The organism is Streptococcus sp. HMSC36C04, from assembly GCF_001839535.1.
Lineage (GTDB): Bacteria > Bacillota > Bacilli > Lactobacillales > Streptococcaceae > Streptococcus > Streptococcus hominis.
Genome location: NZ_KV841598.1, coordinates 122,304 through 146,408 on the forward strand (window position 1 = coordinate 122,304; position 24,105 = coordinate 146,408).

The following is a 24,105-nucleotide window of genomic DNA, read 5'->3' on the forward strand; positions in this document are numbered from 1 at the left end:
AAAAGAAAACTAAATAGTAAGAGTATCAGCGATTGGAAAAGTAATACTTCTGGTCGCTTTTTTTATTGAAATGAAAAGGAGAAATTTAAAAAGATGAAACAAGAAATGATTAACATCAACGCCAACTTAGTGGCGGAACCAACTTTTTCAAACTTTGAAAAAGACGGAGAAATGGTAGAAGTTGCAAACTTCACGCTTGTAAAAAAGTACGGTAAAGGCAAGGAGTATATTAACTGTGCAGCCTATGGAGAAAAGACAGAAATAGCAAAAGCCTTTGAGAAAGGCGATTTGATTCATATCTTCGGCTACTTTAAGAAGCGTGAAAAAGAGGGAAAGACTTACAAAAACTTTGTAGTGAAGTCATATAACAAGATTGAAAAGAAAGAAGAAAACGAGGAGGAATAACTTATGGCATTTTTTACACAGGCAGTTAATGTATTAAAGATTTTGGTTATGGCAGTAGGTGCAGGACTTGGAGCATGGGGCGTTATCAACCTGATGGAAGGATATGGTAATGACAATCCCGGTGCTAATGCTCATGTACGGTAAGGAAGCAAGCAACCGAAAACAAGAGATAGACCGCCAGCACTACACTATTCCGAACCAAAGACCAAAAGATAAGCATTGTGGGAAAATCTAAACTTTTGGATTTTCCTACAATGCCGACTACGGCGGAATCCCTCCCACTCCTTATATCTTTCTTTCCGTATACATTGAATTTGTATTTAGTAAATGCTATAATGTCCCTATTCAAATTATAAATGTGTTGAATTAGTTACATGTACATATTTTTTGTGCCGGAGGAAGTGAAATGAAACAAAAAATTTATCTCATTACAGGCTTAATGGCTTCTGGAAAATCTACAGTTTCCGATTTACTGGCAAAATCAATAGAAAAATGCGTCCATCTTCGTGGTGATGTGTTCCGAAAAATGATTATTTCAGGCAGAGAAAATATGTCAGCTACCCCATCAGCGGAAGCAGTCCGCCAGCTGTACCTTCGATACAAATTGACTGCTGATGCGGCAAGGTCATACTTTGACAACGGCTTTTCTGTAGTGATCCAAGATAACTACTACGGTGATGAATTAAACCGAATGATAAATTATCTGCATAAATACCCTGTTGAGGTTGTCGTTCTTTGTCCAGATGTGGAAACAATAAAAGAAAGGGAACGATACAGGGAGAAAACAGGCTATTCCGGCTTTACGGTTGAAACCTTATACGATACATTTATGCAGACAACACCACGGATCGGCTTTTGGCTGGACAATTCCAATCAAACACCACAGCAGACAGCAGAAACCATTCTGAACACCAGGAAGCCGGTATGATTGTTACATATAAGGGGAAGAAAAATTTCTTTTAAGTACTTTCTTTCCTAAAACTGATGTGATATAATAGCTTCATTCCAGAAAAGGAGTAAAAAATATGCGGCAAGGTATTCTTAAATAAAACTATAATCAAATAGTGGGAACAAAGAATTATGATAGCTCCTTTTGTGGGGGCTTGGTTTTTTGTACCCAATTTAAGAATACTTTTGCCTTATCAATTTTGACATATTCAAAAAACAGCAATCACAAATAGGTGTATGCTGTATATGTGTATGTCCGCAAATTAGAATCCCCAGTGGTAAAAGTATTTTACTGCTGGGGATTTTTATGCCCTTTGGGGCTGTAAAGGGAGGACAATCACATGAAAATAATCAATATCGGCATTCTGGCCCATGTAGACGCAGGAAAAACTACATTGACAGAAAGTCTGCTATACACCAGTGGAGCGATTGCGGAACAGGGAAACGTGGATAAAGGGACCACAAGAACAGACACTATGATTTTGGAACGGCAACGGGGAATTACCATTCAGACAGCGGTTACTTCTTTTTATTGGAATGATTATAAAATCAATATCGTGGACACTCCCGGTCATATGGATTTTTTAACCGAAGCATACCGCTCTTTATCTGTCCTTGACGGAGCTGTTTTAGTCATTTCAGCAAAAGACGGCGTACAGGCACAAACCCGTATATTATTCCATGCGCTTCAGAAAATGGACATTCCGACAATTATCTTTATAAATAAGATAGACCAAAATGGGATCGACCTGCAGTGTGTTTACCAAAGCATTAAAGATAAACTTACCAGTGATATGATTGTCATGCAGGAGGTTTCCCTGTCGCCAAAGATAACCATGACCGATATTTCTGATTTAGACAAATGGGATATGATTATTTCCGGAAGCGATGAACTATTAGAACGATATGTTGCAGAGGATTCTTTGGATATACAGGAATTACAATATGAAAAGTGCAAAAGAACCAGATGCTGCTCTTTGTTTCCTGTTTATCATGGGAGTGCAAAAGACAATTTAGGAACAGAAAAACTGATTGAAGCGATTATAGAAACTTTCATTACAGAAACGGACGATATTCAGTCTGAATTATGTGGATATGTTTTTAAGGTTGAGTATACAGAGCGGAAAAAACGGCTTTCTTATTTACGCCTGTATCATGGGACGCTCCATTTACGGGATACCCTGCTGCTGTCAAAAAAGGAAAAAATAAAGATTACAGAAATGTGTATTCCGTCAAATGGTGAAATCGTCCCGGCTGACCATGCCTGTCCGGGAGAAATTGTTATTTTAGCTGATGATACTTTGAAACTGAACGATATCCTGGGAAATGAAAAACTCCTGCCTCACAAAACACGGATTGATAATCCCATGCCATTACTTCGGACAACGGTAGAGCCGCAAAAGCCGGAGCAAAGGGAAGCCCTGTTAAATGCCCTCGCAGAGATTGCTGATACAGACCCTCTTTTGCATTTTGACATTGATACTGTTACCCATGAGATTATGTTATCTTTTTTGGGAAAAGTACAGTTAGAAGTTATTTGTTCGCTATTAGAAGAAAAATATCATGTGGGCGTGGCTATGAAAGAGCCTTCGGTTATTTATCTGGAAAGACCGCAAAAAAAAGCGAGCTGCACGATTCATATTGAAGTGCCGCCGAATCCGTTTTGGGCATCTATTGGTTTGACTGTAACACCGCTTCCTGTTGGAAGCGGAACACAATATAAAAGCGAGGTATCTCTCGGCTATTTAAACCAAAGTTTTCAAAATGCCGTCATGGAGGGTGTGCGTTATGGAATGGAGCAGGGCTTATATGGCTGGGGAGTGACAGACTGCCAAATTTGTTTTGATTATGGAGTTTATTACAGCCCGGTCAGCACCCCCGCTGATTTTCGTTTTCTTGCGCCTGTCGTGTTGGAGCAGGCATTGAAAAAAGCAGGGACACAACTGTTGGAACCATACCTTTCCTTTACCCTTTTTGCACCGCAGGAATATCTTTCACGGGCTTATAATGATGCACCAAAGTATTGCGCAATCATTGAATCAACCAGACTTGAAAAAGATGAAGTTATTTTTAAGGGTGAAATCCCTGCCCGTTGTATCGGTGAATATAGGAATGATCTGAATTTTTATACAAATGGAAGAAGTGTCTGCATTACAGAATTAAAAGGGTATCAGGAAACTTCCGGCGAGCCTGTATTTCAGCCACGCCGCCCGAACAGCCGTTTAGACAAGATCCGGCATATGTTTCAGAAGATAATGTAACGTCTTGCGCAATGCAAGCGTTCATTGCTGGCTATTCCGAAATATCATTGATAAAATCAGCATCAGAGAGGAGGAACCATTTTGAACCAGAAACAGACGGATATTACAACAGGAAAGCAAATACGTCATCTGCGAACACAATCGGGAATGACACAGGAAGAACTGGCTGGGGAATTGAATGTTACCCGGCAGGCGCTATCGAATTGGGAGAGAGATGTTAATGAACCCGATTTAAATACGTTGAAAAAAATTTGTTTTCTTTTTGGAGTCCACATGGACGATTTTGCGAAGGAGGTAATAACAAAAATGGAAACATGTGAAAAAAAAGAGAAACGACAATTTAATAAGTATGATATGGCAATTGGACTTTTTTATGGTGTCGGGATATTTCTTGGCATTGGTATTTTCTTTGTTGGCGGTTTTATGACAATGTCGGGTGCAGGGTGGGGAGCATCACTATTTGGCGGTGGCTGTTTTTCTCTTGTATTTGGCTTGATATGCCATGCAGTTATTACATTGAGAAGAAATGACAAATGATGACATATCCTGCTTTCTAGACTTTTCGGTCATATCGCGTAAAAAAGCCGCTGCTTTTGGCTTTCCAATAGCGGCGGCAAAGGGAAATATCCTTTGAATACCTTACAGAAGAAAAGTTTTGCAGCATTATAAAAATAAAAGCCTATACCATTTTGGAAAGAAAAGATACATAATAGTCAAGACGGCAACAATCAGAAGTTATGGAGGGTAACAATGGAATATAGTAAGGAAGATTTAATGGAAGCAAAAAGGCAAATTTTGGGAGTGGGAGAGAACATGGGAACAGAGGAAAGTAAAAAAATCTGGGAGAAAAACGCACAATTTTGGGATAATGCAATGGGTGACAAATCTAATGAATTTCACAGAGAGGTAGTGCGTCCCAAAGTAACGGAACTTCTATCTCCTAATCCTGCGGATTACATTTTGGATATTGCGTGTGGCAATGGAAATTATTCTTCGTATCTTGCACAAAGAGGCGCTTCGATTGTCGCTTTTGATTACAGCAAAAAAATGATAGAATTGGCTAAAAGACGGCAATCACAATATGCAAAACAAATTGAATTTTGTGTAGCGGATGCGACCAATAGAGAAAGTATATTAGAATTAAAAAGAAATCGAGCCTTTACGAAAGCAGTTTCTAATATGGCAATTATGGATATTACGGATATTGAACCACTTCTTATGGCTGTTTATGAACTGTTGGAGGAAAGCGGAATTTTTGTCTTTGCAACGCAACACCCTTGTTTTATCACGTTGACTGAAAAATATATGACACCGCACAGTTACTATGGTATAGCGATTGAAGGGCAACCGGAGGAGCAGATTTATTATCATCGTTCCATACAAGATATTTTTAACCTTTGTTTTAGAGCTGGATTTGTCATTGATGGATTTTATGAAGAATGTTTCAAAAACAACAAAGAAATTCCTATGGTAATGATAGTAAGGCTTAAAAAGGTAAAACGTGATAGCTTAAAATAAATTCAAGTTTGCCGGATAAATAGCAAACCTGGCCGAGCCAGTCAACGGTCAAGATGAACGGGCTTCGCCCGCCGTTGACAGCCCCGCCCGGTTTTGCAGTTAGGCAGTCAAGGAGCGACAGCCTAAAGTGCTGCCGCCCCTTACTATCATAAAAAGCAACTACTAACCAGCCACAGCCCTTTTGGGAGGAAAGGGGGATTTTCCATGACCTGTACAGAAGAATATCGGGAACATATCGAGTACACTTTCCATGCCTTTTGCAAAGTCGTTATCCGAAATGCAACGATCAACGCAGCGAGGACACGGAGCAGGAAGCACAAAAGAGAAATATCCCTTGAATACCTCACAGACGAAAAGCACTACCCTTTAGGCACGACAGATGAATATTTCCAAGCCCCGGAGCCGGACGAGGAATACATACTTACCCTTTGCGGCGATACGGTCATTTTCAGCAGCGGCTTACTTGCGGAAGCCCTGTCACGGCTGGACGAACGGGAGCGGGAAATGATTTACCTGTCCTTTTTCAAGCGTATTCCACAGCACGAAATTGGCAGACAGTACGGGCGCAGCCGCAGCACAGCGGGCTACCATATCCGAAAAGTCCTACGGCAGCTCCAAGCGGAAATGGAGGGAATGGCATATGAGAAATAATAGGCTTCTCCCCTATGAAACAATCGTCCAAGCCACCAGCGGGGAGCCGGAAGCGGTGGGAACTGTATTGCAGTATTACCGCCGCCGCATACAATGTGCCGCCCGTGTGAATGGACGGGTAGACCAAGATACAGAGGACTACATCACCCAGACGCTTCTCACAGCTATTTTCAAGTTCCGCTTTGGGAGATAGCCCTACCGCCTACAACTGAATAACCGCCGCTTCGCCGGCAACCAGAAAGCAGTAAATCTATTCAACAGATTTGCTGCTTTTTTTCGTTCCTGTTTGGCATTTTTGAAAATCCCCAGTATGAAAAAACAAAAGGGAAAATTGCCGCCGCAGTTGGCAAAATCCCTTACTTATCCGTGGAGGGTATCAAAGAAAAAAATACTGCCATTGTCCGCCTTTTTCGGCTTGCGTGGTGTTGTAGGGAATAAGGGGAAATTCTAAAAATCTCCGTCCATTTTGCTTTGCGTGGTGTTGTAGGTAGTGAAAGGAAAATTTTCAAGATATGCCGGAATAGCGGGTAGCAAAGCCCTTTTGAAACGTCTTGTTAGCGGAAAGTACGGAAGCCGGGGAACGCCGGAGTTTTTCAGAGCAAGATTCTACCGCAGTACCAAAATTCGCTTATCGCTCATTTTGCCCCTGCGGGAATCTTGTTGGGGAGTGCCTTCCCCAAACCCTGCTTATGCGGCTTACGCCGCTGGAAAATCCCTCAAAATAATTTTTCGGATTTTTCAAAAACAGTTCCGCTTTACACCCTGTTTTTCTCCTATTAGTGAGAGGACACCACGCACAGCCGAAGGAGGTTTTACCATGCGAAAACGATATAACACGCCGCACCGCAGCCGGGTAGTCAAGACACGCATGACCGAGGAAGAATACGCCGAGTTTGCGGAAAGGCTTTCTGCTTACAACATGAGCCAAGCCGAGTTTATCCGGCAAGCCATAACCGGGGCAGCCATACGCCCCATCATAACCGTTTCCCCCGTCAATGACGAGTTGCTTGCCGCTGTCGGGAAGCTGACCGCCGAATACGGCAGGATCGGCGGCAACTTAAACCAGATAGCCCGGACGCTGAACGAGTGGCACAGCCCCTACCCGCAGCTTGCCGGGGAGGTACGGGCGGCGGTTTCCGACCTTGCTGCCCTAAAGTTTGAAGTCTTGCAGAAAGTGGGTGACGCTGTTGGCAACATTCAAACATATCAGCTCTAAAAATGCGGACTATGGCGCAGCGGAAGCCTATCTCACATTTGAGCATGACGAGTTTACCATGAAGCCCACCCTTGATGAAAACGGGCGGCTGATACCGAGGGAGGATTACCGCATTTCTTCCCTCAACTGTGGGGGCGAGGATTTCGCTGTTGCCTGTATGCGGGCTAATCTCCGCTATGAGAAAAACCAAAAACGGGAAGATGTGAAAAGCCACCACTATATCATCAGCTTTGACCCACGGGACGGGACAGACAACGGCTTGACCGTAGACCGGGCGCAGGAGCTGGGCGAGCAGTTCTGTAAAGAGCATTTCCCCGGACACCAAGCCTTAGTCTGCACCCACCCGGACGGGCATAACCACAGCGGCAATATCCATGTGCATATCGTCATCAACTCCCTGCGGATTTATGAAGTCCCGCTTCTGCCCTACATGGACAGACCAGCCGACACACGGGAGGGCTGCAAGCACCGCTGCACCAACGCCGCTATGGAATATTTCAAGAGTGAAGTCATGGAGATGTGCCACCGGGAGGGGCTTTACCAAATCGACCTCCTAAGCGGCAGCAAGGAACGGATAACCGAACGGGAATACTGGGCGGCAAAGAAAGGACAGCTTGCCCTTGATAAAGAGAACGCTGTCAGAGAAGCCGCAGGACAGCCGACCAAGCCCACCAAGTTTGAAACGGACAAGGCGAAGCTGCGCCGGACGATACGGCAGGCACTTTCCCAAGCTGGCAGCTTTGACGAATTTTCTTCCCTTTTGCTGCGGGAGGGTGTGACCGTCAAGGAGAGCCGGGGGCGGCTTTCCTACCTCACGCCGGACAGGACAAAGCCTATCACAGCCCGGAAGCTGGGGGACGATTTTGACAAGGCTGCTGTCCTTGTCCTGCTTACGCAGAACGCCCACAGAGCCGCCGAACAGAGCAAAGCCATACTCGAATACCCTGCCGCGGTTAAAAAGCTGTCACAAGGGGAAAAAACCACAAAAACCACCCCGGCAGACAACACCTTGCAGCGCATGGTTGACCGGGAAGCCAAGCGAGCCGAGGGCAAGGGCGTGGGCTATGACCGCTGGGCGGCAAAGCACAACCTAAAGCAAATGGCAGCTACCGTTACCGCCTATCAGCAGTACGGCTTTTCTTCCCCGGAGGAACTGGACGAAGCCTGTTCTGCCGCCTATACCGCCATGCGGGAAAGCCTTACAGAGCTGAAGCAGATGGAAAAGACGCTGAACGGGAAAAAGGAGCTGCAACGGCAGGTGCTTGCCTATTCCAAGACCCGCCCTGTCCGGGACGGGCTGAAACAGCAGAAAAACGCCAAAGCAAAAGCAGCCTACCGTCAGAAGTACGAAAGCGACTTTATCATAGCAGACGCAGCCGCCCGCTATTTCAGGGAAAACGGCATTTCCAAGCTGCCGAGCTATAAAGCCCTGCAAGCAGAGATTGAAACCCTTATCCAAGAGAAAAACAGCGGCTACAACGATTACCGGGCAAAACGGGAGGAATACCGCCGCTTACAGACTGTCAAGGGCAATATCGACCAGATTTTACACCGGGAGCGCAAGCCTGTGAAAAGGCAGGAACAGGAACGATAAAAACCGCCCCAAAATGTACCCGAACCTATACAGAACAAGGGGGCTGCCCCGTACCCTATCCGCAAATACCAAAGGATTTTTTAACGGGCTTATAGGGCAGAAAAAACCCGAAAATGATACCGAGATGATACAGAATTACCGCCGATACCGCCACACCAGCGGAAACGGCAGAAAGGAGCGCACCCATGCCAAGAATGAGCAAGAAACGGCGGCTGGAATGGTCTTTTTTCCTGCGGCAAGTGAAAGTCGGGAATTCCACCTGCGATCGTATCACATACAATGACCTCTGCCGGGGCTGTACCCATAGCTGCAAGCAGAGCTTCCGGGCGGTTATCATACTCTGCCCCCACTACTACTCCAAACGCCGGAAAAAGGAGGACAGGGACAATGGCAGATAACCGCAAGTATTACTACCTCAAGCTGAAAGAGAACTTTTTTGACAGCGACTCCATTGTGCTGCTGGAAGATATGAAAGACGGGATTTTATACTCCAATATCCTCTTGAAGCTGTACTTAAAATCGCTGAAAAACGGCGGGAAATTGCAGCTTGACGAGCATATCCCCTACACAGCGCAGATGATAGCGACACTGACCCGCCACCAGATAGGGACGGTTGAGAGGACTTTAGAGATTTTCCGGCAGTTGGGGCTTGTGGAGCAGCTTGACAGCGGGGCTTTCTATATGACCGACATTGAGCTGATGATAGGACAGTCCTCTACCGAAGCCGAGCGGAAACGGGCTGCAAGACTGGAAAACAAGGCACTTTTACCGCCCCGGACAAAAGGCGGACATTTGTCCGACATTCGTCCACCAGAGATAGAGATAGAGTTAGAGAAAGAGATAGAGATAGAAAAAGAGAGAGAGGGAGAAACGGGACACCCCGCCCCCGCCGCTTATGGCAGATACAACAATGTGATACTGACCGATACAGAGCTTTCCGGGCTAAAAACAGAGTTGCCCGACAAGTGGGAGTATTATATTGACCGGCTTTCCTGCCATATCGCTTCCACCGGGAAACAGTACCACAGCCATGCAGCCACCATTTACAAGTGGGCGCAGGAGGACGCTGCCAAAGGCAAGGCTGCCCCGAAACAGGGCATACCCGATTATTCATGCAAGGAGGGCGAGAGCTTATGAAAAACGGAATTGAAGCTATGATTACGGACATTACAGCCACTACCGCCGAAGCGGAGGACTACACAGGCGAGGACGGGCTTTTATACTGCGGTAAGTGCCATACGCCCAAAGAAGCCTATTTTGCAGAGGGAAAGACTTGTTTCGGGCGTGACCGCCACCCGGCAGAGTGCGACTGCCAGCGGGCAGCCCGTGAAAAGCAGCAAGCCGCCGAAAGCCGACAGAAGCACCTTGAAAAAGTGGAGGACTTGAAACGCCGGGGCTTTACCGACCCTGCTATGCGGAACTGGACATTTGAGCATGACAACGGCAGAAACCCGCAGACCGAAACCGCCCGCTTTTATGTGGAGAGCTGGGAAACCATGCAGGCTGAAAATATCGGCTACCTGTTTTGGGGCGGCGTGGGGACGGGAAAAAGCTACCTTGCCGCCTGTATCGCCAACGCCCTTATGGAAAAAGAGGTTGCCGTCTGCATGACAAACTTTGCAACGATACTGGGTGACCTTGCCGCCAGCTTTGAGGGCAGGAACGAATATATTTCCCGCCTTTGCAGCTACCCTCTGCTGATACTTGATGATTTCGGTATGGAGCGAGGAACAGAATACGGGCTGGAACAGGTTTACAGCGTGATTGACAGCCGTTACCGAAGCGGCAAGCCGCTGATCGCCACGACCAACCTCACGCTGGAGGAATTGCAGCACCCGCAGGACACGCCCCACGCCCGTATCTATGACAGGCTGACTTCCATGTGCGCCCCCGTCCGCTTCACGGGCAGCAACTTCCGAAAGGAAACCGCACAGGAAAAGCTGGAACGCTTAAAGCAACTGATGAAGCAGCGAAAGGAGAGCCTATGACAGAAACGAAACAGACAAGCACCACCAAAACAGACCGCCGCCCGGACTGTGTGACGGAAATCCGCATGGGCAACTCCGTCCTTACCGTTTCCGGCTTCTTCAAGCAGGGCGCAACCGACACCGCAGCCGACAAGATGATGAAAGTGCTGGAAGCGGAAGCTGCTACACAAAAAACGGCGATTTGACCGACCATAAAGAAGCAGATTTGACGCTTTTGCCGCTATACAGACAGCCGCCCCATGTGGTACAATCAAGGTACGGAATAGTGGGGCTGGCTGTCGGAAACGGAGGATTTTATGTTAAGACAGACCAACCAACAACCAATTACCGCCCTTTACCCAAGACTATCCCATGAGGACGAGCTGCAAGGCGAAAGCAATTCCATTTCCAATCAGAAGCGTATCCTTGAAACCTATGCAAAGCAGAACGGCTTTTCCAATCTGCGCTGGTACACGGACGACGGTTATTCTGGTGCGAACTTTCAAAGACCCGGTTTTCAAGCCATGCTTGCGGACATTGAAGCCGGAAAAGTCGGGACAGTTATCGTAAAGGATATGTCGAGGTTAGGGCGAAACTACCTGCAAGTGGGAATGTACACGGAAATGATTTTCCCACAGAAAGGTGTCCGCTTCATCGCTATCAATGACGGAGTGGACAGCGCACAGGGCGACAATGACTTTGCCCCGCTGCGGAATATCTTTAACGAATGGCTGGTGAGAGATACGAGCAAGAAAATCAAAGCAGTAAAACGCTCAAAAGGCATGAATGGCAAGCCCATCACAAGCAAGCCTGTGTATGGCTACCTCATGGACGAGGATGAAAATTTCATTATTGACGAGGAAGCTGCACCCGTAGTCAAGCAGATATACAACCTCTGTCTTGCCGGGAATGGTCCGACCAAGATAGCCCGTATGCTCACAGAGCAGCAAATCCCCACGCCGGGAACGCTTGAATACCGCAGGACGGGCAGCACCCGCCGCTACCACCCCGGCTATGAGTGCAAGTGGGCGACCAATACCGTAGTGCATATCCTTGAAAACCGGGAATACACAGGCTGTCTGGTAAATTTCAAGACAGAAAAACTTTCTTACAAAGTCAAGCACAGTGTAGAAAATCCCCCGGAAAAGCAAGTGATTTTCGAGAACCACCACGAGCCTATCATAGACACCCAAACATGGGAACGGGTGCAGGAGCTTCGCAAACAGCGCAAACGCCCAAACCGCTATGATGAAGTGGGTTTGTTCTCCGGCATACTGTTCTGTGCGGACTGCGGCAGCGTGATGTATCAGCAGCGATACCAGACGGACAAGCGCAAGCAGGACTGTTATATCTGCGGCAACTACAAGAAACGCACCCATGACTGTACGGCGCACTTTATCCGCACCGACCTCTTGACCGCTGGTGTACTCTCCAATCTGCGGAAAGTGACCAGCTATGCGGCAAAGCATGAAGCCCGGTTTATGAAACTCTTGATTGAGCAGAACGAGGACGGGGGCAAACGCAGGAACGCCGCCAAGAAAAAGGAACTGGAAGCCTCCGAGAAACGCATAGCCGAGTTATCCGCTATCTTCAAGCGGCTGTATGAGGACAGCGTGACCGGGCGCATATCAGACGAGCGTTTCACAGAGCTGTCGGCAGACTATGAAGCAGAGCAACGGGAGCTGAAAGAAAGAGCCGCTGCTATTCAAGCGGAGCTTTCCAAAGCACAGGAAGCCACCGTGAACGCAGAAAAGTTTATGAATGTTGTCCGGCGGCATACCAGCTTTGAAGAACTTACCCCTACTCTGCTGCGGGAGTTTGTAGAGAAAATCGTTGTGCATGAGTGCAGCTATGACGAGAACAAGACCCGCAGACAGGACATTGAGATTTATTATTCTTTTGTTGGCAAGGTGGACTTGCCCGAATAACCGCCCGACCTATCCGACACAATGCGCAAGTGCCGGATAGGAACGGCAAAATTTTTTACACTTCTATTACTTCTTTATCGCACATCAGTAAAGAGCCAAGGTATTAAGCAGCTTATGGCTGGAGGAGGTATCGTTCTTATCGGACTTAAGCTCATTCCACTACTTGCGGGTGTACTCAATTAAGAAGAAAAGGAGAGCTTAGATGTTTGGAATATTCGACAAGATAAAAGAATTCTTTAAGGAACTTCTACTGGGCGGTATCCAAGCAAACTTAGAGTCCATGTTTCTTGACATCAACGACAAAGTTGGTGCGGTTGCAACAGATGTAGGTAAAACGCCTATGGGGTGGAACGGAGATGTATTTGCCTTTATCAAAAGCATTAACGATTCCGTTATCATTCCAATAGCGGGACTAATCATCACAGCAGTTCTTTGTATCGAGCTTATCAATATGGTAATGCAAAAGAACAATATGCACGATACAGATACCTTTGAATTTTTCAAGTACATCATCAAGATGTGGATTGCTGTATGGTTAGTATCCCATGCCTTTGAGTTTTCAATGGCAGTTTTTGATGTGGCACAGCACATGGTAAATAAGGCGGCAGGGGTTATAAACACCTCTGCTACCGTTTCCGGAGATCAGATAGTGGCAATGATGGATACCCTAAAAGAAAAGGGGCTTGGAGAACTTGTCATGATTCTCTTTGAAACCTCACTCATCAAGGTTGCTATACAGGTAATATCCGTTGTGATTATGCTTGTAGTTTACGGAAGAATGTTTGAGATTTATGTTTACTCATCGGTTTCAGCTATTCCTTTTGCCACAATGGGAAACAAGGAGTGGGGACAGATTGGAACAAACTACATCAAAGGACTATTTGCACTTGGACTACAAGGACTCTTTTTAATGGTTTGTCTTGGAATTTACGCAGTTTTAGTTAAGACGATTAAGATAACAGATATACACACAAGTACAATGACGATACTTGGCTATGCGGTTTTGCTGGGGTTAATGATGCTAAAGAGCGGAACACTGGCCAAAAGCGTATTAAATGCACACTAAAAGAAAGGAAAGATAGTATGGATAAAAGAAAAACAATATTTACAGCAGTAGTAATTGGAGCAGGTATTATGGCGATAATTGATAGAATCAGGCTTCATAACAGGCTTGAGGATTTGGAAGAAAGAACAGGTGACATCGGTCACTGCCATAATGATTTTTGCTTAATGCAGGAAAGATATAACAAAAGTACGAATGAACAGATAGAGAGTATTCAGGAAGAAATCGGCTCTGTATATGAACACTTTGAGGAGCTGTCAAAGGGTAAAGAAGATGGGAGGTAAGATATGGCATATGTACCAATCCCTAAAGACTTAAATAGGGTAAAGACAAAGGTTGCTTTTAACCTAACTAAAAGGCAGCTCATAGGCTTCACACTTGCAGGACTGGTTGGAATACCAGTCTATTTATTTATGAGGAAGTTTGTGCCAAATGACATAGCTGTCATATTTCTTATCGTGTCCACGCTTCCTATCTTTTTCATCACATTATTTGAAAAGGACGGACTGACCTTTGAGAAATATTTTAAGCACATCTACCTTCATAAGTTTTATCAGCCAAAAAAGAGAGTGAGAAAGGAGGTTTACCTTGAACAAGAAAAGAAAAATTCAGCAAATAAAACTCATGCAAAACGAAAAGGCATTGAGAAGTCAAAAGCGGGACTTAAAGAAAAGTAATTGCAAGTCAAAAAAAGATAAGGGAGGAATCCTTGACCTTATCTTTAAGAAAGAACCGAAAAGATATACGGTAGAAGATACCATTCCCTATCTAAGGCTTTTAAAAAGCGGAATATGCCAGCTTGATGAAAGGCACTTCAGTAAAAGTATAGCCTTTCAGGACATTAACTATCAGCTTGCCTTAGATGAAGATAGGGACTTGATTTTTAATCAGTTTGCAAACTTTCTAAATTCCTTTGATCCGAGCATCAGCATTGAGTTTTCATATATCAATCAGCTCGGACGAAACGAAGAAATGAAGTCGGCAATTCAGATACCGGATAAAAAGGACGGTTTCGACGATATACGCTTTGAATTTAGAGAGATGCTTAAAAGCCAGATTGTAAAGGGAAATAACGGATTGAAAAAATCAAAGTATGTAACCTTTACAGTGGAAGCAGATAATTTAGAGCAGGCAACCTCAAAACTTGAAAGACTGGAGATAGATATATTATCTAATCTAAAGAGCATGGGTGTGAGAGCAGAAAGCCTAAACGGAGAAGAAAGGCTAAAGATACTTCATGATGTTTTAAATCCAAATAAAACATTTGAATTTTCCTACAAAGACCTAAAGAAAAGAGAAAGCACAAAGACATATATTGTGCCTGATGAGTTTAACTTTACACCGAGTAGATACTTTAAGTTCGGCAAATTCATCGGAGCAACTAGTCATTTTCAAATCCTTGCCAGTGAGCTTTCAGATAGGATGTTATCCGAGTTTTTGGATATTGACGATAACATCAATATTTCCTTTCATATTAGGGCAATCGACCAATCGGAAGCCATTAAGATGGTAAAACGAAAAAACACTGATATTGATAAGATGAGGATTGAAGAAAACAAAAAGGCTGTAAGGTCAGGATATGACATGGACATTCTTCCAAGTGATTTAATTACTTACGGAGAAGATGTAAAGAGCCTATTAAAAGACTTACAGACAAGAGATGAGAGAATGTTTGTGGTAAGTATTGTCTTTATGAACTTTGCAAGGACAGTGCAAAAGCTCGATAATACCATTGCTCAGATAAGCTCTATTGCAAACAAGCATAACTGTAAGCTGAAAAGACTTGACCATTCTCAGGAACAAGGTTTAGTGAGCGTGCTGCCTCTTGGTGTAAATAAGATTGAGATAGATAGAGGATTGACAAGCTCATCAACGGCAGTATTTATGCCATTTACCACAGAGGAGCTTTTTATCAATTCAAGTAATAGTCTTTACTACGGACTAAATGCCCTAAGCCATAACCTGATTATGGCAGATAGAAAGAAATTAAAGAACCCAAACGGTCTAATCCTCGGAACTCCGGGCAGCGGTAAATCCTTTAGTGCCAAAAGAGAAATGGCAAATGCGATTTTAGTAACAGATGATGATGTGATTATCTGCGATCCGGAAGGAGAGTATGGAAACCTCGTAAGGCAGTTTAAGGGAGAAGTCATTAAGGTCAGCAGTAAGTCAAAGGATTACCTGAATCCCCTTGATATAAACATGAACTACGGTGATGGGGATGCACCGCTGAAAGACAAGGCAAACTTTATTATGAGTATGCTTGAGCTTGTAGTAGGCGGTAGTGGTCTTACAGCAGAAGAAAAGTCCGTTATAGATAGGTGCCTTCCTAAAATCTATGAAAAGTATTTTGAAAATCCGACTCCTGATAATATGCCAATACTTCAAGACCTATACGATATGTTAAAAGGGCAGGAAGAAAAGGTTGGTAAGAAGCTGGCAACAGAGATGGAAATCTATGTATCAGGTTCTCTTAATGTCTTTAATCACAGGTCAAATGTGGATTTGAATAAGAAGCTCCTGTGCTTTGATATTAAGGAGCTTGGAAGCCAGTTAAAGAAAATAGGAATGCTTGTCATTCAGGATCAGGTGTGGAACAAGGTATCCCAAAACAGAGGAAACAAAGCAACAAGATACTATATCGACGAGTTTCATTTACTTTTAAAAGATGAGCAGACAGCATCGTATTCCGTAGAGATTTGGAAAAGATTTCGTAAATGGGGAGGTATCCCGACAGGTATTACGCAGAATGTCAAAGACCTACTTATGAGTAAGGAGATAGAAAATATCTTTGACAATACAGACTTTGTCTTAATGCTTAATCAAGCATCAGGAGATAGGGAGATACTTGCAAGAAAACTTAAAATCTCACTTCCACAGCTCAGATATGTTACTAACTCTAATGAGGGTGAGGGACTACTTTTCTTTGGAAATACCATTGTGCCTTTCCTTGATAAGTTTCCGAAAGATACAATTTTATATCAGAAGATGACTACCAAGCCGGAAGAAGTGAGGTAGCTTATGGATAGGAAGCTGAAAAAAGATTTTAGGGAAAGGCATAAGGCAAGTCTTGAAAGAGAGATGCTTAAAGCTGAAACAAGCTCCATACCTGAAGAAAGTAAGCTAAAGCATAGCGATGATTACAGAGGAAAAATTGTCCATGACAAAGACAGATTTCAAGATAAGGTGCATGAAAAGGTCAGTAAGAGAAATGCAGAAATTGAGCCAAATGGAGGTGCATTTAAAAGAAATGCAAAGTATAGGGTTTCCGATAAAGGAAGCGTAAATTCTTCAAATGAAACTGGGAAAACCGATTATGATACTGAGGTAAAGAACGGGAAAATCTATGATCCTTTGGGACAAGACCTTGATAATGATGGAATCATAGACAGGTATGATAATGACTTTAGGGATAGCGATTACTTTGAATCAACCTATGATGTAGATGACAATCTCCATAAAAAAGATGAGTTTATTGGAAGTTCCTCTAAAAATCATAAGGCTCAAAAGAGCAGATATAAGAGGAAAAACTACACCGATAGCCTTTATACAAGAAAAAAGGAAGATGTGCCAAAGGAAAATAAATCTGAAGGTAAAAAGACAGGGAAAGATGTTGCAGGCGAAAAAGAGTATAGCAGTCTATCAAAAGACCAAAAGAAAAAGCTAAAAAAAGACATGGTAAAGGTATCTGCCCTTTCAGGACTTGCCAAAGGAAGTGAAACGGTAAGAGACTACCTTTCTCATGGAAGCGATGAAAATAAAGGGGTAGAAGCAGGAGAAAAGACGGCAGATGCAAGCTCAAAACTCATTCATGGCATAAAGAAATATTCTGATAAGAAAAAGGCGAAGAAAGGATATGACCTTGCAAATAAGGACTATAAAATCAGAAAGCGTAAGTCAAAGTTAGAGTTTCGGGATGCCAAAGAGGAGCTGAAAAAGACAGATGAGTATAAAAGAGCAAGTGCCTATAAAAGATTTCAAAAGAAAAATCAGGTAAAGGCAGCAATTTCTCGTGAGAATAAGTCAAGGCTTAGAGATCGAATTAAAGAGGGACTTATCGGAACACTGAAAAGCTCAAAGGATATGATTATCCGAAAAGCAAAAGGACTAATGCTTATTTTCATAGGTATCATTATCTTAGGGACTTTTGTGATTAACTTTGCAGGAACGGGAATGACAGGCTTTATGAACTCTACAAGCTCTGTGCTTACAACAAGCTATTTATCAAAGCCAAATGTCCTAAGTGAAATCAATCAGAAATTTTCAGATATGGAGGGTGAGCTTCAAAGTGAAGTTGACCATGTGAAAGAAAATTATCCCGGATATGATGAGTATATCTTAAATAATACAGAATACATCGGTCATAATGTCCATGAGCTTTTATCCTACATTACATCAAGGTGCGGAGAGGTAAAGAGTGTATCGGAAGTAGAATCCATATTAAAAGAATTATTTGAGTCCATGTATGACCTTGAGTATAGGGAAGAAATTGAAATCAGATACAGGACGGTTACAAAAACCTATACCGATGAAGATGGTAATGAATATACCGAAAGCCACGAAGAACCTTATGAGTATAAAAAACTCATCGTAACGCTTCATAAAAAAGAGATGGACAGCATTATCCGAAAGGTCTTTGCAAACTATCCCGATAATCTAAAGCACTATGAAGCCTTGTTCCTTGCACAAGGCAATATGAGAGAAGCCTTTGGTAATTCTGACCTTATCAGTGCAAATGGAGGTATCGGCGGTGGAAAAGAGTATGAGGCATCTACGGAAGTACAAAAGAAGATTGTTAATGCTGCATACATTACACCATCTCCGGGTGCAGGCTGGTGTGCCATGTGGGTATCACAGGTCTATCAAAATGCAGGACTTGGATATATAGGCGGGAATGCCTGTGATATGTACCGAAACTATACCTTTACATCAGACAGGTCAAAGCTAAAAGTGGGAATGCTTGTGGCAGTTGAAAGCAGCAGTAGCGGAAGCAGTGCAGGGCTTACCTATGGTCATGTAGGTATTTACATTGGAGATGGAAAAGTGATTGATAACATCGGTCGAATAAGAGTAACTACCTTAGATGATTGGATAGCAACATTTTGTAAGCACCATCCCGTAGGATTCGGTTTTCCGCCAAATGTAAAGAAATAGGAGGTAACAATTTGAAAAAGGAACTGATAGCAGTAAAAAACAGAATAAAGAAGTTAAATGATAAAAAGGCTCTGATTGATGAAGAATTGGAGCCTTTATTCATTCGTGAAGAAGAGCTTGAAAATGAAGAAATCATTGCCATTTGCAGAAAGAATAACATCACAATCAGCGATTTGATGGCAAAGGTAAACAGACAAAAAGCAGAAATGAAAAAGGAGAAAACAAATGAAAACCAGTTTGAAAAAGAATAATAAGTTTTGGACGGTAGCACTTGCGGTAATTGTAAGTATTAGTTGTATTTTAGGTCTTTGGACGGTTGTTTATGCACAGGAGCAAAAATCTGAAGCTCCAACAAAAAACGAAGCTGTTCAAACGGAAGTTGAAGTAAATGTAAGGTATATCTTTGAAGATGAAAAGGTCTTTAAGGAAGAAAAGATAAAGGCTGAGAAAGGACAACTTATTGATAGCGGAGATCTTCCAATGCTCCCAGATGATATGAAATTCATTGATGAGTTTCTGTTTTATGAGGTAAAGGGAGATGGAAAAGATGAGATTATCCGTAAGGTAGCAAAAGCTGAACTTAAGGATAAAGAAACTAAGACGGAAGAAAAAAAGCCACAGCAGGACAAAAGCACTCAGACGGAAGATAAAAAGACGAAAGATAAGTCAACGCAGACAGAGCTTTCCAAAGAGGATATTTCCAAGATGGAAAAGCAGGCAAAAGAACTTAAAGGGGAGCTTGATAAGCTAAATGGTGAGATTAAGGATAAAGATAAGTTAAGCGATAAGCAGAAGGAAAAAATCAAAGCTCTTGAAGATGAAATTGAAAGTCTGAAAGAAAAACTGAAAAAAGAAAAGGATAACAAAGATTTATCTTCTGATATTAAAAAGGAAATGGACAAGCTAAATGAAAAGATTAAAGATCTTGAAAAAAAGGCTAATGAAGTGAATAAAGCTCCGGCATCATCTAATGTTGTTACACCAATTCCACCAAATAGCAGTATAAAAACAAGTGCAGGAAATTCTCAGCCACCTGTAAATACAGGTAAGGGAAGTGAATCAAAGATAAGTTTTGGAAATACTACAAAAGATGAAAATACTAAACAATCAAAAGATAAAGAAAAGGAAATTCGTTATCCTAATAAGCTGACAGCTAAAACGCCTGCTAACAATAACAGCCAAGATTCAGCTATGGATGGCACAAGTAAGAGTGTAAATACCAATAAGGGAGTAGCTTCTGCACCGTCTAAGGCAAGAGGAAGTGTTACGGAAAATAAGGATAATGCCAATACGGAATATCCGATTCATCATAGCGATGATAAGGATAATAAAGAAACTGATAAATATTCGGCTGATGCAAGACAGTTTATTACCTTTCAGACTAAAAATGGTAAGACCTTTTATTTAATCATCAATCATGATGAAGATAGTGAGAATGTAATGCTTCTTACGGAAGTATCTGAAGATGATTTGCTTAACATGGTGGAGAAAAAAGAAGCACCAAAGCAGGAAGTAGTAAAAGAAGAACCTGTTAAGGAAGAAGTAAAGCCTGAGAAGAAGGACGAAAAGAGTAATTTAGGAACCTATATTATTTTGCTTCTTGTAGTAGGCGGGGCATTGGGGGCAGGCTACTATTTTAAGGTTGTGAAAAAGAAAGAAGATAAAGAACTTGAAGCCTTAGAGGAGGAAGATGATGATTTCTTTTCTGAAGCTGAAAGCGAGGAAGAAATAAATGATGCAGATGAAGTAGAAGATGAAGAATAAACGCACCTAAAAACATATTATTTTAGGTGCAAAGTTAGGGCGGGAGAGTGACATCTTTCGCCCTATTTTGATTTATAACAGGAGGAAAACAAAGATGAAGTTAGTCATTGCGGAGAAACCAAGTGTTGCAATCTCCATTGCTAAGGTTATCGGAGCAAATATAAAGAAAGACGGATATTATGAGGGAAATGGCTATAAAGTATCATGGTGTGTTGGACATTTAATTCAAATGGCAAATCCCGATTCTTATGATGAAAAATATGCTAAATGGAATATGGCTGATTTACCGATTATTCCGAGCGACTACAAGTATGAAGTAGCAAAGGCAACCAAGAAGCAGTTTAACATCCTTAAAAAACTGATGAATAATAAAGAGATTGATATGGTTATCAATGCCTGCGATGCAGGGCGTGAGGGAGAAAGTATTTTTAGACTTGTATATAATCAAGTGAATTGTAAAAAGAAGATGAAACGCCTTTGGATTTCTTCAATGGAAGATAATGCCATTAAGGAGGGTTTTGATAATCTAAAAGACGGAAAGGACTATGATAATCTCTTTGAATCGGCACAGGCAAGAGCAGTAGCAGACTGGCTTGTCGGTATGAATATCAGTAGACTTTATTCTTGTCTTTATCGGCAAAACTACAGTGTTGGAAGAGTGCAGACACCTACTCTTGCTATGATTGTAAAAAGAGATGATGAGATAGCAAATTATCAGAAAGAAAAATATTACACAGTGGAGCTGTCAACAAATGGGTTTACACTATCAACGGATAGAATTGATGATGAAGTTGCTGCTGAACAGCTCTTAAATTTAGTAGGCGATAAGATTGAAATAACCGATGTCATTCAGAAAGAAAAGATTACTAAACCTGATTTACCCTTTGACCTTACAACACTTCAAAGAGAGTGCAATAAGTATTTCGGATATAGTGCTAAACAGACACTTGATTATGCCCAAAGCCTTTATGAGAAAAAGCTCATCACCTATCCAAGAACAGACAGCAGATGTTTAACGGAAGATATGATTGTAAGTACAGTCAACAACATTTTAGGTAAGAATGACTTTGACACAGGGCGTATTAAGACGGTATTTAACTCTAAAAAGGTTACGGATCATCATGCGATTATTCCGACAATCAGTTCATTAAAGGAAGATGTTTCGGAGCTTCCTCCAAGCGAAGCAAAAGTTTATTTCCTTATATCCGATAAATTTCACGCAAGTGTAGGTTATCCACTCATTGAAAATATAACGAAGATAGTAGCTGAATTTGACGGATTTGAATTTACAAGTTCAGGAAAGGTTATAAAAAACGAGGGATTTACAAAGTATTTGAAGGAATATAAGTCCCAAAATAATGAGGATACAGAACTTCCGGATGTAATCGTTGGCGGTGTTATTAGCATTGAAGATAAAGAGATTAAAGAGAAATTTACCCAACCTCCGAAACACTTTACTGAAGATACGCTCTTAAAGTCTATGGAGATTGCAGGAAATGATGCTTTAGAAAAAGGTGTAGAAGTGGAAAGGAAAGGACTTGGAACGCCTGCAACAAGGGCAGGGATTATTGAAAATCTAATCTTTAAGGGATTTGTAGAAAGAGATAAGAAAAATCTTGTAGCCACGCATAAAGGAATTAGCCTTGTAACAATAGTATCTGATAGCTTTAAGTCAGCAGAAACTACCGCAAAGTGGGAAATGGAGCTATCCGATATTGCACAGGGGAAATCTTCAAAGGAAGAATTTTTAGAGGAGATTGAAAATGAGATAAAAGAGGTTGTTCTGACATATAGAAAGTAAGTGGCTACTAATTTTAGAGTGGAAAAAATGTCTTAAAAGTGCTATAATCTTTTGTAGGAAAAGTAGGGCGAAAGGAAGTAAGTATGAAAGATATATTTATGGATACTGCAAAAGTTATGGCAAAAGGACAGGTTACTATTCCGAAAAGGATAAGGGAACTTTTGAATTTAGAAAATGGAGATTATGTTACTTTTGTAGTTAATAAAGATAAAGTTGAAATTCAAAATTCCAAAGTTTTTATTGAAGAAAACATTGGGGAATAAAGATGGTGAAAAAGCAGATGACGATAGATGAAATAAAGAAGTTAATTCAAAATGGAGAGAAGATAGATGTTGAGTTTAAAGAATCTAAAGATGCTTTAACCAAAGATGTCTTTGATACAGTATGCTCCTTCAATAATAGAAATGGCGGACATATTTTACTCGGTGTAAATGATAAAAGAGAGATTGTCGGTGTTAGTAAAGACAAAGTTGATAAAGTGATTAAGGAATTTACTACGGCAATCAATAACTCGCAAAAGATGTATCCACCACTTTATTTGCTTCCTGAAGTCTTTAATATAGATGAGAAAAAAGTAATTTACATCAGAGTGCCGGAAGGTTATCAGGTGTGCAGGCATAACGGAAGAATTTGGGATAGGTCTTATGAGGGAGACATCAATATCACAGACCATTCCGAACTTGTATATAAGCTATATGCAAGAAAGCAAGGAAGCTATTTTGTAAATAAAGTATATCCGAATCTGGATATTGATTTTCTTGATGCTTCTGTTATTGATAAAGCTAAGAAAATGGCTGTTTCCCGAAATAAAAATCATGTTTGGGAGAATATGAGTAATGAAGAACTTCTTAGAAGTGCTAATCTCATTCTGACAGATCCGGAAACAAAGCGTGAGGGAATTACATTAGCTGCTATTCTGTTATTTGGAAAAGACAACTCGATTATGTCCGTTCTTCCACAACACAAAACAGATGCAATATTCAGAGTTGAAAACAAGGATAGATATGATGATAGAGATGTTGTCATAACAAATCTGATTGATAGCTATGACAGGCTTATAGAGTTTGGGCAGAAGCATTTGAACGATTTATTTGTCTTAGACGGAATTGTAAATGTTAATGCAAGAGATAGGATACTTAGAGAGATAGTTTCCAATACATTGGCTCATAGGGATTATTCAAGTGGGTATCCTGCAAAGATGATTATTGATGATGAGAAAATTACTGTTGAAAACAGCAACTTGGCTCATGGAATGGGAACTTTAGATTTACAGAAGTTTGAGCCATTTCCTAAGAATCCTGCTATATCAAAGGTGTTTAGAGAAATAGGTCTTGCAGATGAACTTGGTTCAGGAATGCGAAATACCTACAAGTACACACAGCTTTATTCAGGAGAAAACCCGTTATTTGAGGAGGGAGATATATTTAGAACGATTATTCCTCTAAAGAAGATAGCGACGCAAAAGGTTGGGGGCGACAATGTCGCTCATGATGTCGCTCAGGGTGTCGTTCACGATGTCGCTCACGATAAGATAGCCCTCGCAGAGTTTATTAAAGAAAAAGTGAGAAGCAATGATAGGATTACAAGAAAGGCTATTGCAGATGAAGCTGGAGTTAGCGTAAAGACTATTGAAAGAGCTATAAAGGAAATAGATAATCTGAAGTATGTAGGAAGTGGTAATAGCGGACACTGGGAACTTAATGAATAAAAGTAAGTTGCAGAACTATGATTTTTAGTAGGTAATTGATTTCTAAAAGTGTCATACAATAAGGTTTTGCAGCAGAAAAATTAAGTTGCAGTAAGTTGCAGCACACAGAATCAAAAGGTGATTAGAG

General features: G+C 42.0%; 24 protein-coding genes and 2 pseudogenes. All 26 read left to right on the forward strand.

What is annotated here, in order from left to right:
- Window positions 1-93 precede the first annotated feature (93 nt).
- On the forward strand, window positions 94-405 hold the full coding sequence (locus tag HMPREF3249_RS06050) for a single-stranded DNA-binding protein (protein WP_070867527.1): 312 nt from the start codon (window positions 94-96) through the stop codon (window positions 403-405).
- A gap of 3 nt (window positions 406-408) precedes the next feature.
- A pseudogene (locus HMPREF3249_RS09250) lies at window positions 409-537 on the forward strand (Maff2 family mobile element protein); the annotation flags it as partial.
- 274 nt (window positions 538-811) lie between these two features.
- Window positions 812-1,333 (forward strand): P-loop nucleotide/nucleoside kinase family protein, encoded by a 522-nt coding sequence (locus HMPREF3249_RS06055; protein ID WP_003505403.1) that lies wholly within the window; start codon window positions 812-814, stop codon window positions 1,331-1,333.
- Window positions 1,334-1,694: 361 nt separating this feature from the next.
- Window positions 1,695-3,614 carry a tetracycline resistance ribosomal protection protein Tet(32) gene (gene tet(32), locus HMPREF3249_RS06060; RefSeq protein WP_003505402.1) on the forward strand — a complete coding sequence of 640 codons (1,920 nt, stop codon included), beginning with the start codon at window positions 1,695-1,697 and terminating at the stop codon, window positions 3,612-3,614.
- 81 nt (window positions 3,615-3,695) lie between these two features.
- Window positions 3,696-4,151, forward strand: a complete 456-nt coding sequence (locus HMPREF3249_RS06065; RefSeq protein ID WP_003505401.1) for an XRE family transcriptional regulator — start codon at window positions 3,696-3,698, stop codon at window positions 4,149-4,151.
- A 213-nt stretch (window positions 4,152-4,364) separates the two neighbouring features.
- Window positions 4,365-5,132, forward strand: a complete 768-nt coding sequence (locus HMPREF3249_RS06070) for a class I SAM-dependent methyltransferase (protein WP_003505400.1) — start codon at window positions 4,365-4,367, stop codon at window positions 5,130-5,132.
- Between the two features lie 204 nt (window positions 5,133-5,336).
- Window positions 5,337-5,783 (forward strand): RNA polymerase sigma factor, encoded by a 447-nt coding sequence (locus HMPREF3249_RS06075; protein ID WP_003505338.1) that lies wholly within the window; start codon window positions 5,337-5,339, stop codon window positions 5,781-5,783.
- Window positions 5,773-5,976: a helix-turn-helix domain-containing protein gene (locus HMPREF3249_RS06080; protein ID WP_003505336.1), complete on the forward strand. Its 204-nt coding sequence runs from the start codon at window positions 5,773-5,775 to the stop codon at window positions 5,974-5,976. The genes HMPREF3249_RS06075 and HMPREF3249_RS06080 overlap by 11 nt, the downstream gene beginning before the upstream one ends.
- A gap of 624 nt (window positions 5,977-6,600) precedes the next feature.
- Window positions 6,601-6,999 carry a plasmid mobilization protein gene (locus HMPREF3249_RS06085; RefSeq protein ID WP_002569238.1) on the forward strand — a complete coding sequence of 133 codons (399 nt, stop codon included), beginning with the start codon at window positions 6,601-6,603 and terminating at the stop codon, window positions 6,997-6,999.
- Window positions 6,971-8,593: a relaxase/mobilization nuclease domain-containing protein gene (locus tag HMPREF3249_RS06090; protein ID WP_002569237.1), complete on the forward strand. Its 1,623-nt coding sequence runs from the start codon at window positions 6,971-6,973 to the stop codon at window positions 8,591-8,593. Before HMPREF3249_RS06085 ends, HMPREF3249_RS06090 begins: the two co-directional genes overlap by 29 nt.
- 185 nt (window positions 8,594-8,778) lie before the next feature.
- Window positions 8,779-8,991, forward strand: coding sequence for a hypothetical protein (locus tag HMPREF3249_RS09260; protein ID WP_002569236.1), 213 nt, complete (start codon window positions 8,779-8,781; stop codon window positions 8,989-8,991).
- Complete coding sequence (locus tag HMPREF3249_RS06100; RefSeq protein WP_070867528.1) at window positions 8,981-9,730, forward strand: phage replisome organizer N-terminal domain-containing protein; 750 nt, start codon at window positions 8,981-8,983, stop codon at window positions 9,728-9,730. The genes HMPREF3249_RS09260 and HMPREF3249_RS06100 overlap by 11 nt, the downstream gene beginning before the upstream one ends.
- On the forward strand, window positions 9,727-10,581 hold the full coding sequence (locus HMPREF3249_RS06105) for an ATP-binding protein (RefSeq protein ID WP_002569234.1): 855 nt from the start codon (window positions 9,727-9,729) through the stop codon (window positions 10,579-10,581). Before HMPREF3249_RS06100 ends, HMPREF3249_RS06105 begins: the two co-directional genes overlap by 4 nt.
- Complete coding sequence (locus HMPREF3249_RS06110) at window positions 10,578-10,766, forward strand: transposon-encoded TnpW family protein (RefSeq protein WP_002569233.1); 189 nt, start codon at window positions 10,578-10,580, stop codon at window positions 10,764-10,766. Before HMPREF3249_RS06105 ends, HMPREF3249_RS06110 begins: the two co-directional genes overlap by 4 nt.
- Window positions 10,767-10,877: 111 nt before the next feature.
- Window positions 10,878-12,488: a recombinase family protein gene (locus HMPREF3249_RS06115; protein ID WP_002569232.1), complete on the forward strand. Its 1,611-nt coding sequence runs from the start codon at window positions 10,878-10,880 to the stop codon at window positions 12,486-12,488.
- A gap of 90 nt (window positions 12,489-12,578) precedes the next feature.
- A pseudogene (locus tag HMPREF3249_RS09670) lies at window positions 12,579-12,671 on the forward strand (Maff2 family mobile element protein); the annotation flags it as partial.
- Between the two features lie 19 nt (window positions 12,672-12,690).
- Entirely contained in the window at window positions 12,691-13,554 is an 864-nt protein-coding gene (locus tag HMPREF3249_RS06120; protein WP_058669663.1) for a VirB6/TrbL-like conjugal transfer protein, CD1112 family, read from the forward strand.
- Between the two features lie 17 nt (window positions 13,555-13,571).
- Window positions 13,572-13,835 (forward strand): conjugal transfer protein, encoded by a 264-nt coding sequence (locus tag HMPREF3249_RS06125; protein ID WP_070867529.1) that lies wholly within the window; start codon window positions 13,572-13,574, stop codon window positions 13,833-13,835.
- A 3-nt stretch (window positions 13,836-13,838) separates the two neighbouring features.
- On the forward strand, window positions 13,839-14,228 hold the full coding sequence (locus tag HMPREF3249_RS06130) for a PrgI family protein (protein ID WP_005542007.1): 390 nt from the start codon (window positions 13,839-13,841) through the stop codon (window positions 14,226-14,228).
- Window positions 14,140-16,569, forward strand: coding sequence for a VirB4-like conjugal transfer ATPase, CD1110 family (locus tag HMPREF3249_RS06135; protein WP_142350231.1), 2,430 nt, complete (start codon window positions 14,140-14,142; stop codon window positions 16,567-16,569). The genes HMPREF3249_RS06130 and HMPREF3249_RS06135 overlap by 89 nt, the downstream gene beginning before the upstream one ends.
- A gap of 3 nt (window positions 16,570-16,572) precedes the next feature.
- Window positions 16,573-18,705 carry a CHAP domain-containing protein gene (locus HMPREF3249_RS06140; RefSeq protein WP_070867530.1) on the forward strand — a complete coding sequence of 711 codons (2,133 nt, stop codon included), beginning with the start codon at window positions 16,573-16,575 and terminating at the stop codon, window positions 18,703-18,705.
- 11 nt (window positions 18,706-18,716) lie between these two features.
- Entirely contained in the window at window positions 18,717-18,956 is a 240-nt protein-coding gene (locus HMPREF3249_RS06145; RefSeq protein ID WP_000711884.1) for a hypothetical protein, read from the forward strand.
- Window positions 18,931-20,469: a CD1107 family mobile element protein gene (locus HMPREF3249_RS06150; protein WP_070867531.1), complete on the forward strand. Its 1,539-nt coding sequence runs from the start codon at window positions 18,931-18,933 to the stop codon at window positions 20,467-20,469. The genes HMPREF3249_RS06145 and HMPREF3249_RS06150 overlap by 26 nt, the downstream gene beginning before the upstream one ends.
- Window positions 20,470-20,563: 94 nt before the next feature.
- On the forward strand, window positions 20,564-22,270 hold the full coding sequence (locus tag HMPREF3249_RS06155; RefSeq protein WP_070867532.1) for a DNA topoisomerase 3: 1,707 nt from the start codon (window positions 20,564-20,566) through the stop codon (window positions 22,268-22,270).
- An 83-nt stretch (window positions 22,271-22,353) separates the two neighbouring features.
- Window positions 22,354-22,533, forward strand: a complete 180-nt coding sequence (locus HMPREF3249_RS06160) for an AbrB/MazE/SpoVT family DNA-binding domain-containing protein (protein ID WP_004804490.1) — start codon at window positions 22,354-22,356, stop codon at window positions 22,531-22,533.
- Between the two features lie 17 nt (window positions 22,534-22,550).
- Complete coding sequence (locus tag HMPREF3249_RS06165) at window positions 22,551-23,978, forward strand: AlbA family DNA-binding domain-containing protein (protein WP_040402931.1); 1,428 nt, start codon at window positions 22,551-22,553, stop codon at window positions 23,976-23,978.
- Window positions 23,979-24,105 lie beyond the last annotated feature (127 nt).

What these genes read in the sequence shown, in the direction of transcription:
- HMPREF3249_RS06130 (WP_005542007.1), top strand. Translation starts at nt 13,839, where the DNA reads ATGGCATATGTACCAATCCCTAAAGACTTAAATAGGGTAAAGACAAAG.
- HMPREF3249_RS06105 (WP_002569234.1), top strand. Translation starts at nt 9,727, where the DNA reads ATGAAAAACGGAATTGAAGCTATGATTACGGACATTACAGCCACTACC.
- HMPREF3249_RS06160 (WP_004804490.1), top strand. Translation starts at nt 22,354, where the DNA reads ATGAAAGATATATTTATGGATACTGCAAAAGTTATGGCAAAAGGACAG.
- HMPREF3249_RS06050 (WP_070867527.1), top strand. Translation starts at nt 94, where the DNA reads ATGAAACAAGAAATGATTAACATCAACGCCAACTTAGTGGCGGAACCA.
- HMPREF3249_RS06110 (WP_002569233.1), top strand. Translation starts at nt 10,578, where the DNA reads ATGACAGAAACGAAACAGACAAGCACCACCAAAACAGACCGCCGCCCG.
- HMPREF3249_RS06155 (WP_070867532.1), top strand. Translation starts at nt 20,564, where the DNA reads ATGAAGTTAGTCATTGCGGAGAAACCAAGTGTTGCAATCTCCATTGCT.
- HMPREF3249_RS09260 (WP_002569236.1), top strand. Translation starts at nt 8,779, where the DNA reads ATGCCAAGAATGAGCAAGAAACGGCGGCTGGAATGGTCTTTTTTCCTG.
- HMPREF3249_RS06100 (WP_070867528.1), top strand. Translation starts at nt 8,981, where the DNA reads ATGGCAGATAACCGCAAGTATTACTACCTCAAGCTGAAAGAGAACTTT.
- HMPREF3249_RS06075 (WP_003505338.1), top strand. Translation starts at nt 5,337, where the DNA reads ATGACCTGTACAGAAGAATATCGGGAACATATCGAGTACACTTTCCAT.
- HMPREF3249_RS06055 (WP_003505403.1), top strand. Translation starts at nt 812, where the DNA reads ATGAAACAAAAAATTTATCTCATTACAGGCTTAATGGCTTCTGGAAAA.
- HMPREF3249_RS06070 (WP_003505400.1), top strand. Translation starts at nt 4,365, where the DNA reads ATGGAATATAGTAAGGAAGATTTAATGGAAGCAAAAAGGCAAATTTTG.
- HMPREF3249_RS06165 (WP_040402931.1), top strand. Translation starts at nt 22,551, where the DNA reads ATGACGATAGATGAAATAAAGAAGTTAATTCAAAATGGAGAGAAGATA.
- HMPREF3249_RS06150 (WP_070867531.1), top strand. Translation starts at nt 18,931, where the DNA reads ATGAAAACCAGTTTGAAAAAGAATAATAAGTTTTGGACGGTAGCACTT.
- HMPREF3249_RS06115 (WP_002569232.1), top strand. Translation starts at nt 10,878, where the DNA reads ATGTTAAGACAGACCAACCAACAACCAATTACCGCCCTTTACCCAAGA.
- HMPREF3249_RS06080 (WP_003505336.1), top strand. Translation starts at nt 5,773, where the DNA reads ATGAGAAATAATAGGCTTCTCCCCTATGAAACAATCGTCCAAGCCACC.
- HMPREF3249_RS06125 (WP_070867529.1), top strand. Translation starts at nt 13,572, where the DNA reads ATGGATAAAAGAAAAACAATATTTACAGCAGTAGTAATTGGAGCAGGT.
- HMPREF3249_RS06120 (WP_058669663.1), top strand. Translation starts at nt 12,691, where the DNA reads ATGTTTGGAATATTCGACAAGATAAAAGAATTCTTTAAGGAACTTCTA.
- HMPREF3249_RS06140 (WP_070867530.1), top strand. Translation starts at nt 16,573, where the DNA reads ATGGATAGGAAGCTGAAAAAAGATTTTAGGGAAAGGCATAAGGCAAGT.
- HMPREF3249_RS06085 (WP_002569238.1), top strand. Translation starts at nt 6,601, where the DNA reads ATGCGAAAACGATATAACACGCCGCACCGCAGCCGGGTAGTCAAGACA.